Origin of the sequence: Phnomibacter sp. (genome assembly GCF_036803085.1) — a bacterium.
Taxonomy (GTDB): Bacteria; Bacteroidota; Bacteroidia; order Chitinophagales; family Chitinophagaceae; genus Phnomibacter.
On record NZ_DAIRUZ010000002.1, the window covers coordinates 592,117 to 606,779 of the forward strand.

The window sequence follows — 14,663 nt, forward strand, 5'->3', positions numbered from 1 at the left end:
TTTTGAAAAACAATTGAAAGCAACGCTTTACAAATACTTATCGCCTTTGTTGCGCTTTACTTCTGCCATGTAATCTTTTATTTCCTGCTCACGGTCTTTTTTGCAAATAAGCAGCACATCGTTGGTGTCTACAATTACAAAATCGTCGAGGCCCTGCAGCACCACCATTTTGCTATCGGGCACATGCACCATGTTGCGGGTAGCGTCTATCACCATTACGTTTTTACCCGTTACGGCATTGCCCAAATAATCTTTGTCCATGTTTTCGTAGGCACTGTTCCATGTTCCCAAATCGCTCCAGCCAATGCTGGCCGGAATGATGTGTACGTTTTGTGCTTTTTCCATAATGCCGTAGTCGATGGAAATATTGGTACACTGCGGATAGATGCGTACCAAAGCGTCATGCTCTTGTTCGGTATCAAACAAATTGGCTTCCGCAGCAAACACTTCGTACATTTCTGGCAAGTGTTGTTCAAAAGCATGCAATACATCGGCAGCCTTCCACACAAATATGCCTGCGTTCCATAAAAAGTCGCCACTGGCCATAAAGGTTTTTGCCAGTTCCAGGTTGGGCTTTTCGGTAAAGGTTTTCACCTTAAACACGTTGTTCTCCACTGCCACCTGATCGTATTGAATGTAGCCGTAACCGGTGTTGGGGTATGTGGGATTGATACCAAGTGTAACCAAGGCATTTCTTTCTTCTGCAAACTGCAAGGCCTGCTGTGCCAGCTTGGCAAAGCCCTGCTGATCGAGCACCAAATGATCGCTGGGCGATACAATGAAAGATGCTTCGGGATTGCGCTGCATGAGTTTAAATGCCATGTATGCTACACAGGGGGCAGTGCTTTTGCGGCTGGGTTCTTTCAAGATGTTGGCTTGTGGCAAATCGGGCAGTTGCTGTGCTACCAGCGGCGCATATTCTTCAAACGTGATGATGAAAATATTTTCTGCAGGTACAAAGGCTGCAAAGCGGTTGTAGGTAGATTGCAACAAGGTTTGACCGGTGCCGAGTACATCCAAAAACTGCTTGGGCAATCGGTTGCGGCTCATGGGCCAAAAGCGGCTACCAATACCGCCGGCCATAATGGCCACATATTGATGGTTATTCATGTGTTTGGTGATGATGCTTGGTTGGGTGTCATGAAGCTTTTAGTGTAGCCCCTCTTTTACGAGGTCGTGCAAATGTAGGATTCCCAGATATTGATTGTTGGCCGTTACTACCAAATGGGTAATGTCGTATTGGCGCAGCTCATCGAGGGCTTGCATGGCCATGGTATCGGGCTCAATAGTTTTTGGTTGGCGGGTGCAAATGTCAGCTGCTTTTACACCGGCAATGGGTTGTCTGCGTTCGAGCATGCGGCGCAAATCGCCATCGGTTATCACTCCAAACAAACTGCCGTCTGCATTTACCACAGCTGTAGCCCCCAATCGTTTGGCGGTCATTTCTATTACCGTTTCGGGTAGTGGTGTTTCGGGCCTTACCATGGGCACGGGGTTGTCGGCAATCAAATCAGACACCCGCAAAAACAGTTGTTTACCCAACGTGCCGCCGGGGTGGAAACGGGCAAAATCTTCGCCGGTAAAATGATTAAGGTGCATGAGGCACACGGCCAGCGCATCGCCCATCACCATTTGTGCCGTGGTGCTGCTGGTGGGTGCCAGGTTGTTGGGGCAGGCTTCTTTTTCAACAGTGGTATTCAGCACTAAGTGCGATTGTTGAGCCAGAAAACTTTCCATATTGCCCACCATACCTATCAGCGTATTGCCGAAGTTTTTGATGAGAGGCACCAGTACTTTTATTTCGGGGCTATTGCCGCTTTTGCTAATCAGCATTACCACATCGTGTGGAGTTATCATGCCCAAATCGCCATGGATGGCATCGGCGGCATGCATGTACAAGCTGGGTGTACCCGTGCTATTGAGGGTGGCCACCATTTTTTGGGCAATAATGGCGCTTTTGCCAATACCGCTCACCACCAGGCGGCCGCTGCATTCGTGAATAGTGGTAACTACTTTTTCAAACTGAGGATTGATAAACGCTGCTAAAGCTGAAATGCTATCAGCTTCTACCTGTATGGTTTGTAACGCCAGCGCCTGAATATTGGGTTGTGCCATGCGGTGGCAAAGGTAGCTTTTTGATGGCTGCTTTGCTGTGCAGTCCCGTTCATTTTTTCCGTTGAAAATGCTCCATTTAAAAGGTTTTTCTTTAACATTTTCTGTGTGAAATGCTACGGCAAAGCGTCGTATTTAAAAGTAACTTCGCCATCCTTTTTTCAGCAGGTGTGGCTATTGCCTACTGCGTAATGTTGTACAACACACTCCGTTTCTGGTCGTAAAAAAACCACATCTCTGGCTGAATTGAAGTATCTTAATGAAGTTCCGGGCAATTGTGCCAGGAAGCAAAATGGCATATCATGGCAAAAACTGTGACGAAGAAATCGGCAGCAACCCCTAAAAAAACAACGGGCACTGCAGTAACCAAAAAAGCATCAGCCAAAAAAACGGCTACCCAACATACCATCACGCCCATCTCCTCCTTTAGCCAGGAAGAACTGCTGGAAAAACTCAATTTCCATTTTGGTTTCGATGCCTTTAAAGGCAAGCAACTCGAAGCCATCAACAGCCTGCTCAGCGGTAAAGACACCTTCATTATTATGCCCACCGGCGGTGGCAAAAGCCTTTGCTACCAACTGCCTGCCATGATTTGTGAAGGCGTGGCCATTGTGGTAAGTCCGCTCATTGCCCTCATGAAAAACCAGGTAGACCTGGTGCGTGGCTACAGCGACAACGACAATATTGCCCACTTCCTCAACAGTACGCTGAATAAAACACAGCAGCGGGAAGTGAAAGACGACCTCACAAGCGGCCGTACCAAAATTTTATACGTAGCCCCAGAAACGCTGACCAAGCAAGACAACCTTGATTTTTTCCGTGATCTCAATATTTCGTTTTTTGCCGTGGACGAAGCCCATTGTATTTCGGAATGGGGCCACGACTTCAGGCCGGAGTATCGCCGCCTGCGGGATATGATGGATGAGATTGATGAAAAAATTCCGGTGATTGCCCTCACGGCCACGGCTACGCCAAAAGTGCAAAGCGACATTGTAAAAAACCTGGGCCTGCGGGATCCAAACATTTACATTTCTTCTTTCAACCGTACCAACCTGTACTACGAAGTACAACCCAAGGTGAAGAAGGAACAAACGGTACGCAACATTGTAAAATTCATTTCGCAAAACAAAGGCAAAAGCGGCATTATTTACACCCTCAACCGCAAAACAACCGAAGAACTGGCCGAAGTGTTGCGGGCCAACAACATAAAAGCAGTAGCCTACCACGCAGGTCTCGATTCGAAAATCCGTGCCGAACGACAGGATAAGTTTTTGAATGAAGATGTGCAGGTGATTGTAGCCACCATTGCTTTTGGCATGGGCATCGATAAACCGGATATCCGTTTTGTCATTCACTTCAACATTCCTAAATCCATCGAAAACTATTATCAGGAAACTGGCCGTGCCGGCCGCGATGGTATGGAAGGCAAGTGCATTCTATACTACTCTCACAGCGATGTGGCCAAGCTGGAACACCTGATGCGGGACAAGCCGCTTAGTGAGCGGGAAGTGGGTGCTCAACTCATCAACGAAACCGTAGCATTTGCGGAGAGCAACGTGTGCCGCCGCAAAATTTTGCTGCACTACTTTGGCGAAGAAGCTAAGCAGGAAAACTGTGGTCTCTGCGACAACTGCCTGCATCCGAAAGAATCCATCGACACCAAAGACGAAGTGATTAAAGTGATGAAAGTGGTGAAAGCGTTGGATGAACATTTCAATATTGATTACGTCATCAATATTTTGCTGGGCAACCCCATACCGCAGGTGACCATGTTCCGCCACAACAACATTCCGGAGTTTGGCATTGGCAAAGACAAAGACGCTCATTTCTGGAACAGCCTCATTCGGCAAATGCTGCTGAGCACTTTGCTCCGCAAAGACATTGAAGAATATGGCCTGCTGAAGTTTACGGATAAAGGAAAGGCATTTATGAAGAAGCCAACCGAATTCCGTATTGTGCTCAACAACCAGTTTGAAGATGCCAACGAAGATGATGGCGAATACGATGGTGGCGACGGTGGCGGCACCGGTGCCGCAGCCGATGACAAGCTGTTTGAAATGCTGAAAGAACTGCGTCAGCGGGAAGCGAAAAAACGTAGCCTGCCACCGTTTGTGATCTTCCTCGAAAACAGCCTGCAAGACATGGCCACCATGTACCCCACCACGCTGGAAGAGCTCGAAAAAATGCAAGGGGTAAGCAAAGGCAAAGCCATCAAATTTGGTAAGCCGTTTATTGAACTCATTGCCAACTACGTAGAAGAAAATGACATTACCAAGCCGGAAGACTTTGTGATGAAAAGCGTGGTGAACAAGAGCAGTAACAAGGTGTACATTATTCAAAACATTGATAAGAAAATACCACTGGAAACCATTGCTAAAAACAAGAGCCTTGGCCTGCACGAACTGCTGGAAGAAATGGAAACCATTGCTGCCAGCGGCACCCGCCTCAACCTCGACTACGCTATAGATGAAATGCTGGACGAATACGAGCAGGAAGAAGTGATTGAATACTTTAAAGGCTGCGAAACATCGTCCTTAGAAATAGCGCAAAAAGAACTGAGCGACCTGGGCCTCGATTGGGAACAGTTGAAAATTATGCGCATTAAGTTTTTGAGTGTGTACGGCAACTAAGCCTGCAGCATCAAAGCAACAGCCACGAAGCAAAACCGGCAACATCACGCAAGTGTATTGCTGCAGTTTGCTTCGTGGCTTTTTTATGCTTTAAAATAAGTAGCGAACACTCTACACATCAAAATCCACTTCTACTTCGGCACTACGCGGATGGCTTTGGCAGGTAAGAATATAGCCCGCCGCAATTTCATCGGGTTCCAGGCCATACACCACATCCATGTCTACTTCGCCTTTTACCAGCTTGGCTTTGCAGGTGCAGCATACACCGCCTTTGCAGGCATAGGGCAGGTCAGCACCTTGCAGCAGGGCCGCATCCAGTATGCTGTTGCCCATGTATTCCAATTCGAAAGATGAGTGAACGCCATCAATACGCAGCTGCACTTTGCTCATAGGTTGCTTGTGCTGCGCCGCCGCATCATTTCTGTGAATGGGCTTGTGCGATGCTGCAGAACTAAACAACTCCACATGTATTTTTTCAGTTGCCAAGCCGGCACGTATCAACGTGTCTTTGGCATCCAGTGTCATTTGCTGAGGGCCACACAAAAAGCAGGCATCTACTTTTGTTACATCAATCAATTGAGTAGCCAGCGTTTCACATTTGGCTGCATCAATACGACCATGATGTATATCTGCATCGGTTCTTTCGCGGCTCAGCACATGTATCAACCGGAAGCGTTCGATGTATTTATCCTTTAATGCTTCCAAGGCTTCTTTAAACATGATACTGCTGCGGTTGCGGTTGCCATACACCAATGTAAAAAGGCTGTAGGGTTCGGTACGCAGCGTGGTGCTGATGATGCTGAGTATGGGCGTGATGCCACTACCCGCAGCAATGGCGAGATAATGTTTTTGTTGCGCTGGTTGCAATGGCGTAAAAAACTTACCGATGGGTGGCATTACCTCCAACTGCATGCCCGGCTTAAGTTCGGTATTGGCCCAGGTAGAAAAAACACCGCCTTCCACTTTTTTAATGCCAATTTGCCAGGCTTCATCCAGCGGGCTGCTACACAGGCTGTAGTTGCGTCGTACATCCTGCCCATTGATATTGGCTTTAATGGTGAGGTATTGACCATGCGTAAATGCAAAAACGTTACGCAGCTCATGTGGTACATCAAAACTAACCACTACGGCATTGTTCGTTTCGGGTGTTACGCTTTTTACAGTAAGTGTATAAAAATGTTGTGCCATATTGCTTCAGTATCTTCTTTGTTATTGTTCCAATCCTTTTAACAGCAGCATCACCAAGTCATCGGCTATTTGTTTGCTGCTGATGGCCTTTTTGCTGCGCTGCCAATACTCAATACTCCGCACTGCCGAAAGTATGGTAAGCACTGCCACATGCGGGTGCACGGGTTTGAACTTGCCCGCATCAACACCTTGCTGAATGATGGCGGCAAGGCGGTTTTCGTAAAGCTTGCGCTGGTTTAGAAAATTGGTGAGCCAGGGCTCTTTCAAATGCTTCCAGTCGCGGTTGCTTACGTACACATCGTTGTACCGGGTAAGCAGCATGTGTATGTGAAACCGGATAATGGCTTCCATTTTGCGGCTGGCGCAACTATCGTCGGCCTCTAATTGTAGCAGGTGCGCATTAAAATCGTTGGCTACGGTGCAACAAATTTCCCGGAGCAGTTCTTCTTTACTACTAATGTGGTTGTACAAGCTGGCGGCTTCCATGCCGCTTTGCTCTGCCAGCTGCCGCATGGTGGTGGCATTAAAGCCGTTGGTTTTAAACAAGCCTGCTGCCTGCTCCAGTATTTGGCGGCGGCGGTTGGGGCTGGTAGTTTGTTTTGGGCGAGCCATAGCAATCGATTGGCACAAAACTAACGCTTGTTAGTTAATGAAATAGAAGGCGGTAAAACGATGGATGAGGTACGATGTAAAAGTTTGCTCCCGATAGCTATCGGGATTGTAGTTAACCGGAAAATCCTTGTCCCAAAAAATAGTTGGTGGTTGCTGGTGAAAAAAATCGAGACTCTGGGGCTTTTGATTATTTCGCCCCGCTGGGGCTTGATGTACTTCGCCCATGTTTCTATTCCACGGGTTGAAACCTGTGGTTAATGAATAGCCGCTGTAAGGTGGCTACCGACTTCATTATTTCTTATTGGTTATTCTTTATTCTACCGGCTTCTTTCCATCCTTTTTCCATGCCTTTTCCACTTCGGGCCCAAATGCCTGTTTCGCATGCCCACCATTCAGCAAGCTATTTTGCCGCTGCTCCAAAGTGATGAAAATGCACTTCATACAGCAAAACACCCTTAAACAATTATTTATCAATGTGTTGTATTTAAAAAACAATACTTCAGCCTGCCATGTACTAAAAAAAATATGGTACTGTGTGTTGCATAGTACCGAATAGTGCCTATATCTTTGTGTTGTCAACACGAGGAAGACGGAAAGGCACGAAAGCCAACCAAGCACCCACACCCGCACACTTTGATCATTCGGGCTTTTCGTCTTCCTGACTTTCGGACTTAATAAAACACAAACACCATGAACATTGAAAACACCGCCAGTCAGATGCGCAAGGGAGTGCTGGAGTTTTGTGTGCTATCGGTGATAAGCAAGGGTGAGGCCTACCCGAGTGATATCATTGAGCAGATGAAAGCTGCCAACTTCCAATTGCTGGAAGGAACGCTGTACCCACTACTCACACGACTCAAAAATTCGGGCATGCTCAACTACCGCTGGGTAGAAAGTAGTAGTGGCCCACCCCGCAAGTATTTCAGCCTAACCGACAAGGGGTTTGCCTTTTACCGGGAACTGGAAAGCACCTGGCAGGAAATGGCCAACGCCGTCAACAGTGTCATTCACAGCACCCCCCTCACACCGCCACCAGAAATGACAACCGCAAACACAAGCACACAACAACACGAAGCCTAACCCACTCCCCGCACCATCACACACCTACACAAGCACACTTACACCTCAACTGCTACACAAGCACTCCAACCTAAAATTTTCTCTCAAACACATTTCACCATGAAAAAGGTCATCAACATCAACTTTCAGGGCAGAGTAATACCCATCGAAGAAACTGCTTATGAGATGTTGCAAAACTATATCAGCAGCCTGCGCAACTATTTTGCCAATGAAGAAGGCCGCGAAGAAATCATCAACGACATCGAAAACCGCATTGGCGAACTGTTTGGTGAAGCCCTCAAAAAAGGCGCCGCCTGCATTACCGACGATGAGTTGAACAAGATTATGAGCAATATTGGCCGCCCCGAAGACTTTGCTGCCAATGATGAAGAGGCAGGTAGCGCCAGCGGAGCTTCTGCTGCAGATTATACCCACACCCAACAGCAGTACAGCTACCAGCAGCAGTACCAGCAAACCACTGAGCCCAAACGCTTGTACCGCGATGAGCAAGACAAAATTTTGGCCGGTGTAGCCAGCGGCATTGCTCACTACCTCGGCATCGACCCTGCAGTGGTTCGCCTCATCTTTGCCTTCCTCTTAATTGTAGGTGGCACCGGTATTCTGCTCTACATTATCCTTTGGATTGTATTGCCCAGCAAAAGCCTGGTAAACCATGTACGCAAACGCCTTTTTCGTGACCCAGATGATAAAGTAATCAGCGGTGTATGCGGTGGCCTCGGTAAGTATTTCGATATCAACCCTGCCATTCCCCGCGTCATTTTTGCAGCGCCATTCATCTTTGGCATCATTACGTCTATTGGTCGCAACTTTTTTGATGATGGGCCCATTATTGTAGGCGGTTTTGGTGGCTCTACATTTATACTGGTGTACGTTATCCTCTGGATTGTATTGCCCGAAGCACTCACCGCTTCTGAAAAGCTGGAAATGCGGGGTGAAAAAGTTGACCTCAACAGCATTCGCAACACCGTAATGAGCGACCTGCAAGGCTTTAAAGGCCGTGCCCAAAAAATGGGCGAAGACGTAAAAGTATCCGCTCAAAAAATGGGTGCCGAAATGAAAGAAACTTTTCAGGAACGTGGCCAGGCTTTTAATGCCGAAGTAAAAAAATCGAGTGGGGGGATTGGCAACGCCATCGCCATTTTGGTAAAAGCTTTTGTGTACTTCGTATTGGGTTGCGTAGCCTTCGGGTTGTTTGTAGCCCTCATAGCCCTCACCGGCGCCGGTGTAGGTGTAATGCCGCTGCACGACTTCTTTTTGCAAGGCACTTCACAAAACCTGTATGCCCTTGGTACGCTGGTACTGTTTGTAGGCGTACCCATCATTAGCATATTGGTGTGGTTTATCCGCCGCCTTATGAAAGTGCGTACTCACAACAAGTTTATTGGCTACGCTTTTACTGCCATGTGGTTTGTAGGTTTGTTTTGCCTCATTGCCTTGTTAGGCAGTGTACGCCGCAGCTTTTCTACACAAGTAGGTAAACGTGAAGAAATAAAAATTGAACAACCTGCCAACGGCAAACTGGAAGTAGCCATTGCCGATGAACAAATAACTTATTACGATGGCTGGTTTGAAATGGATGGCCTGGTAAGTATTGATGGCGACAGCATGCACCTGAATACCGCTAAAGTAAATGTGGTAAAAAGTAAAGACAGCCTGTACCATGTACACATGATAAAAATGAGCCGCGGCCGTGAACGTGAACAAGCCCAGCGGCTGGCCGAAAAAATCAACTTCCCCGTAGTACAAAAAGAAAATGTGCTCTACCTGCCTGCCACTTTTACCATTGCCCGAAACGATAAGTGGCGCAACCAAAAAGTACTGATTGTAATAGAAGTGCCAGAGGGAAAAAAAATCAGGATGAGTAATGAAGTAGAAGATTACGACTATTTCAGCATCGACTTTGGCCGCAGCCGCCGAGGCTTTAGGATAGACGTTGACCGCGAATGGGAAGAAGGCTTGTATTGGGAAGATGAAATTGACATGCAAATGACCAACGACCGACTGGAGTGGGATGGCCGTGAACCTGCCAGGGTCCGCAGCAACGACCGCCGCCGAAATAGCGACCGTGACCGCGAAACCATCATCACAGATACAAACAACGTGAAAGAACCAGCTGCACCAGCAGTACCCAACAAAAAAGCAACACCAGATAGTGTGTACCGCTACAAGCAGGCAACACAAAAAACAATAGAAACATCAACAGATGATGCAACAGTTTCTGCTGGTGGTTTTAAACCAATGTCGCCATTAGCCAGTGTACTCAAACTGTTTTAGTAACGTACGAATACCTTTTTTACACCTTCATTAGTTTTTAGGTTGGCGCCCTGCTGGTTTTTACCGGCGGGGCCATTTTTTTATACGCAGTGGCTATAGATGATTCCATGAAAAAAGTTGCGCCGGCACAAACGGGCAGCTTTATGATTCAGCTAACAAACTCTTACCAATAAGCATTGTTATCTTGTACTATGCACACAATCCGCAAAGTGGTCATTATCGGTGGTGGTTTCGCCGGTTTGCAATTGGCCCGAAAACTCAATACTAAGCCCTCATTTGCAGTTACCCTCATCGACCGTTTTAACTATCATCAGTTTCAACCCTTGTTTTATCAGGTAGCTACGGGTGGGCTAGATGCCAGTAATATTTCTTTTCCGCTGCGCAAAGTTTTCCATAACAGCAAAAACGTACGCATACGACTAGATAAAGTAACCGCCATTGATACCAAATCACAAGTGGTACATACCGAACACGGTACGCAGTTTTATGACGACTTAGTGATTGCCACCGGTGCAGATACCAATTTCTTTGACAATGCTGATTTAGAGCAACATACCTACCCCATGAAAAGTACGGTAGAAGCTTTGCAACTACGGCATAAAATCATTACCAACTTTGAAGCGCTGCTATACACACAGGACCCCATTTTGCAGCAGCGATTACTTACGATTGTAGTAGTAGGCGGCGGGCCAACTGGTGTAGAACTGAGCGGCGCCATTGCCGAAATGAAAAGCTTTGTACTGCCTAAAGATTATCCTGAAATTGATTTTTCGAAAATGCGCATTTTGCTACTTGAAGGCACGGGTAAAACACTTGGTGCCATGAGCGAAAGCAGCAGCCGGCAAAGCCAGCAATACCTGCAACAATTAGGTGTAGAAGTTATGACCAATACGCTTATGGATACTTACGATGGGCAAACCATTACACTAAAAGATGGTAAGACTATCGAAAGCGGATTGGTGATATGGGCTGCAGGCATAAAAGGCAACGTGCCCGATGGCATCGACCCTTCACTTCTTGTGCGGGGCAACCGCATCAAGGTCAACCAGTTTAATCAGGTAGAAGGTTTTAATAATGTGTATGCACTGGGCGATGTGGCATGGATGCAAACAGCCAACTATCCCAACGGGCATCCGCAGGTGGCCAATGTAGCCATCAATCAGGCAGCCAACCTTGCCAGTAACTGGCATAAATACAGCTACGATACTACCCATTGGAAAGCATACGAATACAACGATCTCGGCAGTATGGCCACAGTTGGCCGCAACAAAGCAGTGGTTGATCTGCCATTTCCAAAATCGTCGGGAAAAAGATGGCACTTCGGGGGCTTGTTTGCCTGGTTGGTATGGATGTTTTTACACCTGATGCTGATACTCGGGGTTAAAAACAAACTCATGGTGTTTATCAACTGGATGTACAACTACCTCACTTACGACCAAAGCTTGCGGCTTATTTTCAGAGAGTTTGACCGCGACCAACGATTAGCAGAAAATACCTGATGCTAAGCCCGGCGACCAAGCAGCAAACTGCGCCAGGTAACCGCTTCACCAGCCCGTGCTTTTTTGAACCCGGTGTTTACCAAAAAAACACCCGCTACCGTTACCAAAGCACCTACGAGTAAAAACAGGCTCCATGCTTCTCCCAACATAAAGTGGCCGAGTACTACTGCCACCATGGGGTTGATGTATGCATAAATAGATGCCAGTGTGGTAGGCAAATGCTGCAGCGAATAAATGAAAGCACCAAACGTAATGATGGATCCAAACGTAACCATGTATGCCAAGGCGTACCAGGTTTGTGCTGGTATTTCTTGCAACGGCATGGCAAAGCCAGCCCCTGTAGAAATACAGGTGAGCATGAAGCCCGCTAAAAACATTTGCCAACCCAAACTATAATAGCGGTTGAGGCCAACGCTGTTGTTGGTGGTAATAACGGTACCTACAGCCCAGGTAAAAGCGGCGATAAGAGAAAGGATGATGCCGAAAGAAAAATCGCTGTTGGAAAAGTCGGCAATGTGCTCGTAAAAAATAACGGCCACACCGGCAAAGCCCAAAATCAATCCAATGCTGGCCAAAATATTGGGTTTATCGCTGCTGCCCCGTGCCCAGTCTATAATGGCTACAAACAAGGGAAAGATGGCCCCAATAATAGCAGCAAGTCCGCTATTGATATATTTAATGCCCCAGGTAGTGAGGCCATTGCTGCTTACAAAAAGTAGCAGCGCCATCATAATGAGGTAGCCCCACTCTTTGCGGCTGGGCCACACCGCTTTGCCTATGGCGGCAAAAAAAATGAGGTAACACAAACCGCCCAGCAACTGGCGAATGGCAGAGAAAAACAACGGATGCACACCTTGTATACCAAACTTAGAAGCCACCCAGGTAGTACCCCACACCACCGAAGTCAGCACCAATGCCAAATATGGAAGAGCACTCTTTTTCATGAAGGCGCAAAGGTAAGTGCCACAAGGTGTTTGCTTTGTGCTAAAACATTCAGCCGTTCTGTTTGCCTACACCGATTTACCAGGGGGTCACCACAGGTTTGTTTTGCAATACCGCCTCAATGCGTTGCATTACATCCGGTGTCAGCTTGGGCAATACTTCCAACGCCTGCAGGTTTTGCGTAAGCTGCGAAGCCTTGGTAGCGCCTAAAATAACGGTACTCACATTGGGGTTGGCGGCACACCACGCAATAGCCAGCGATGCCATGCTGCAACCCAGTTCTTCGGCTATAGGAACCAACTGCCGCACTTTGGCAATGCGGTCGTCGTTCAGTTGTTTATTTACCAACCACTCAAAGCCTTCCATGGCCAGGCGGCTGCCCTCAGGTATGCCATTGTTGTACTTGCCGGTAAGCACCCCTGCAGCCAGCGGACTCCATATAGTAGTGCCGAGGCCTATGTTGTTGAAAATATTGAGGTAGTCTTTTTCGAGTTTGGTACGGTTAAACATGTTGTACTCAGGTTGCTCCATGGTAGGACCTATCAGCCGATACCGATTGGCTACCATGTGAGCTTCTGTTATTTCCTGAGCACTCCATTCGCTGGTGCCCCAGTACAATATTTTACCTTGTTGTATCAGGTGGTTCATCGTCCACACTATTTCTTCCATGGGCACGTTTTGGTCGGGGCGGTGGCAGAAATACAAATCGAGATAATCAGTTTGCAGGCGTTGCAAGGCTTCGTGGCAGGCTTCTACTATGTGCTTGCGGCTGAGCCCGGTTTGGTTGGGCTTGTTGTTGGGCCGGCTGCCAAAAAACACTTTGCTGCTGAGCACATAGCTGGTGCGGTCCCAACCTTTTTGCTGCAGTACACGGCCCATCATTTTTTCACTTTCACCAAAAGCGTAGCCTTCGGCATTGTCGAAAAAATTAATGCCGTTGTCGTAGGCTATGCCCATGAGTTCATCGGCACTGCCATCTTCCAGCTGCTTGTGAAAAGTAACCCAACTGCCAAAGCTGAGAACTGAAACCTGTAGTCCTGATTTGCCTAACCGACGATATTCCATATTGATGAAATTAAAAAGGAAATAAAAAACAGGTTGGTTGATTGATGGCCCTATTATTTGGTCAATCTACCAACCTGTGTAAAATGGTTGTAACAAATGCCGTGGATTGCAAACCACAAAACCACTAAGACAAACAAGTTTCGTTAGGAAAACTTGCAACCTGCAAACTTACTTTACCAACCCAAGATGTACGCAAACATCAACGGTGCTACAATTGTCGCATCACTTTCTACAATGTACTTAGGTGTATGAATATCGAGCTTGCCCCAGGTAATTTTTTCGTTGGGTACTGCACCACTGTAAGAACCGTAAGACGTAGTGCTATCGCTGATTTGGCAGAAGTAACTCCAGAAAGGAACATCATGCCATTCCAAATCCTGATACATCATGGGCACCACACAAATCGGGAAGTCGCCGGCAATACCACCACCAATCTGGAAGAAGCCAACGCCCTTGCCACTGCTGTTTTGGCGGTACCATTCGGTCAACCAAACCATGTATTCAATACCACTTTTTACCGTGCTGGCTTTCAGTTCGTTTTTAATAACATAACTGGCAAAAATGTTGCCGGTAGTGCTGTCTTCCCAACCGGGTACTACAATCGGAATGTTCTTTTGCGCAGCGGCTACAATCCAGCTGTTTTTGGGGTCAATTTCATAGTACTGCTCCAGCTCACCACTCAATACAGTTTTGTATAAAAACTCATGCGGAAAATAGCGTTCGCCCTTGGCTTCAGCATCTTTCCACTGCTTTACCAAATGCTTTTGCAAACGGCGGAAAGCTTCCTCTTCCGGAATGCAGGTATCGGTTACCCTGTTGTAATGATTTTCGAGCAAATCCCACTCATCTTGTGGCGTTAGGTCGCGGTAGTTGGGCACACGCTTGTAGTGGCTGTGGGCTACCAGGTTCATCACGTCTTCTTCGAGGTTGGCACCGGTGCAGCTAATGATGGCAATCTTATCCTGCCGAATCATTTCGGCCAGGCTGATACCCAACTCGGCGGTACTCATGGCACCAGCCAGGGTAACCATCATTTTGCCGCCTTCGGCCAAATGTGTTTCATAGCCTTTGGCAGCATCAACAAGTGCTGCAGCATTGAAGTGACGGTAATGATGGAGAATGAATTGTGAAACGGGTCCTTTGTTCATTGTTTGAATTTAAAAGTAACCGCCTTCAGATCATGCTGCAAACCACGCAGCATGAGACTTTGCGAAATATTGAGGCGCAAAAATAGTGCAATGCAAGAGGATTTTGCCTTTAG

The 14,663-nt window shown here is 47.2% G+C and carries 12 protein-coding genes; 4 read left to right on the forward strand and 8 right to left on the reverse strand.

Annotation, left to right across the window (positions count from 1 at the left end; genetic code table 11):
• Nucleotides 1-27: 27 nt before the first annotated feature.
• Nucleotides 28-1,110 carry a mannose-1-phosphate guanylyltransferase gene (locus V7Q13_RS06260; RefSeq protein ID WP_333799822.1) on the reverse strand — a complete coding sequence of 361 codons (1,083 nt, stop codon included), beginning with the start codon at nt 1,108-1,110 and terminating at the stop codon, nt 28-30.
• 39 nt (nt 1,111-1,149) lie between these two features.
• The gene (locus tag V7Q13_RS06265) at nt 1,150-2,115 is read right to left on the reverse strand and encodes a KpsF/GutQ family sugar-phosphate isomerase (protein WP_333799823.1); all 966 of its coding nucleotides are present in this window, start codon (nt 2,113-2,115) and stop codon (nt 1,150-1,152) included.
• 299 nt (nt 2,116-2,414) lie between these two features.
• Here V7Q13_RS06265 and recQ point away from each other — a divergent pair, with 299 nt between their 5' ends.
• Nucleotides 2,415-4,742, forward strand: a complete 2,328-nt coding sequence (gene recQ / locus V7Q13_RS06270) for a DNA helicase RecQ (RefSeq protein ID WP_333799824.1) — start codon at nt 2,415-2,417, stop codon at nt 4,740-4,742.
• A gap of 111 nt (nt 4,743-4,853) precedes the next feature.
• Here the strand turns inward: recQ and paaE are convergent, their stop codons facing one another.
• The 3 genes from paaE to V7Q13_RS06285 are packed head-to-tail and all read right to left on the reverse strand — an operon-like array spanning nt 4,854 to nt 6,767.
• Nucleotides 4,854-5,930: a 1,2-phenylacetyl-CoA epoxidase subunit PaaE gene (gene paaE / locus V7Q13_RS06275; RefSeq protein WP_333799825.1), complete on the reverse strand. Its 1,077-nt coding sequence runs from the start codon at nt 5,928-5,930 to the stop codon at nt 4,854-4,856.
• Between the two features lie 21 nt (nt 5,931-5,951).
• A complete protein-coding gene (locus V7Q13_RS06280; protein WP_333799826.1) occupies nt 5,952-6,542 on the reverse strand; it encodes a TetR/AcrR family transcriptional regulator in 591 nt (196 codons plus the stop codon).
• Nucleotides 6,543-6,572: 30 nt separating this feature from the next.
• The gene (locus tag V7Q13_RS06285) at nt 6,573-6,767 is read right to left on the reverse strand and encodes a hypothetical protein (protein ID WP_333799827.1); all 195 of its coding nucleotides are present in this window, start codon (nt 6,765-6,767) and stop codon (nt 6,573-6,575) included.
• 465 nt (nt 6,768-7,232) lie between these two features.
• On the opposite strand from V7Q13_RS06285, the gene V7Q13_RS06290 reads away from it, so the two are divergent.
• The 3 genes from V7Q13_RS06290 (at nt 7,233) to V7Q13_RS06300 (ending at nt 11,395) form a co-directional block, all read left to right on the forward strand.
• Nucleotides 7,233-7,622 (forward strand): PadR family transcriptional regulator, encoded by a 390-nt coding sequence (locus tag V7Q13_RS06290; RefSeq protein ID WP_333799828.1) that lies wholly within the window; start codon nt 7,233-7,235, stop codon nt 7,620-7,622.
• A 99-nt stretch (nt 7,623-7,721) separates the two neighbouring features.
• On the forward strand, nt 7,722-9,896 hold the full coding sequence (locus tag V7Q13_RS06295; RefSeq protein ID WP_333799829.1) for a PspC domain-containing protein: 2,175 nt from the start codon (nt 7,722-7,724) through the stop codon (nt 9,894-9,896).
• A gap of 191 nt (nt 9,897-10,087) precedes the next feature.
• Nucleotides 10,088-11,395 (forward strand): NAD(P)/FAD-dependent oxidoreductase, encoded by a 1,308-nt coding sequence (locus V7Q13_RS06300; protein WP_333799830.1) that lies wholly within the window; start codon nt 10,088-10,090, stop codon nt 11,393-11,395.
• A 2-nt stretch (nt 11,396-11,397) separates the two neighbouring features.
• On the opposite strand, the gene V7Q13_RS06305 is transcribed toward V7Q13_RS06300, so the two are convergent.
• The 3 genes from V7Q13_RS06305 to V7Q13_RS06315 form a co-directional block, all read right to left on the reverse strand.
• Nucleotides 11,398-12,339, reverse strand: coding sequence for a DMT family transporter (locus tag V7Q13_RS06305; RefSeq protein ID WP_333799831.1), 942 nt, complete (start codon nt 12,337-12,339; stop codon nt 11,398-11,400).
• Between the two features lie 76 nt (nt 12,340-12,415).
• Entirely contained in the window at nt 12,416-13,402 is a 987-nt protein-coding gene (locus tag V7Q13_RS06310; protein ID WP_333799832.1) for a potassium channel beta subunit family protein, read from the reverse strand.
• 173 nt (nt 13,403-13,575) lie between these two features.
• On the reverse strand, nt 13,576-14,550 hold the full coding sequence (locus V7Q13_RS06315; RefSeq protein ID WP_333799833.1) for a deoxyhypusine synthase family protein: 975 nt from the start codon (nt 14,548-14,550) through the stop codon (nt 13,576-13,578).
• Nucleotides 14,551-14,663 lie beyond the last annotated feature (113 nt).

Coding starts and splice junctions, on each gene's coding strand:
- V7Q13_RS06260 (WP_333799822.1), bottom strand. CDS start 1,110: ATGAATAACCATCAATATGTGGCCATTATGGCCGGCGGTATTGGTAGC.
- V7Q13_RS06265 (WP_333799823.1), bottom strand. CDS start 2,115: ATGGCACAACCCAATATTCAGGCGCTGGCGTTACAAACCATACAGGTA.
- recQ (WP_333799824.1), top strand. CDS start 2,415: ATGGCAAAAACTGTGACGAAGAAATCGGCAGCAACCCCTAAAAAAACA.
- paaE (WP_333799825.1), bottom strand. CDS start 5,930: ATGGCACAACATTTTTATACACTTACTGTAAAAAGCGTAACACCCGAA.
- V7Q13_RS06280 (WP_333799826.1), bottom strand. CDS start 6,542: ATGGCTCGCCCAAAACAAACTACCAGCCCCAACCGCCGCCGCCAAATA.
- V7Q13_RS06285 (WP_333799827.1), bottom strand. CDS start 6,767: ATGGGCGAAGTACATCAAGCCCCAGCGGGGCGAAATAATCAAAAGCCC.
- V7Q13_RS06290 (WP_333799828.1), top strand. CDS start 7,233: ATGAACATTGAAAACACCGCCAGTCAGATGCGCAAGGGAGTGCTGGAG.
- V7Q13_RS06295 (WP_333799829.1), top strand. CDS start 7,722: ATGAAAAAGGTCATCAACATCAACTTTCAGGGCAGAGTAATACCCATC.
- V7Q13_RS06300 (WP_333799830.1), top strand. CDS start 10,088: ATGCACACAATCCGCAAAGTGGTCATTATCGGTGGTGGTTTCGCCGGT.
- V7Q13_RS06305 (WP_333799831.1), bottom strand. CDS start 12,339: ATGAAAAAGAGTGCTCTTCCATATTTGGCATTGGTGCTGACTTCGGTG.
- V7Q13_RS06310 (WP_333799832.1), bottom strand. CDS start 13,402: ATGGAATATCGTCGGTTAGGCAAATCAGGACTACAGGTTTCAGTTCTC.
- V7Q13_RS06315 (WP_333799833.1), bottom strand. CDS start 14,550: ATGAACAAAGGACCCGTTTCACAATTCATTCTCCATCATTACCGTCAC.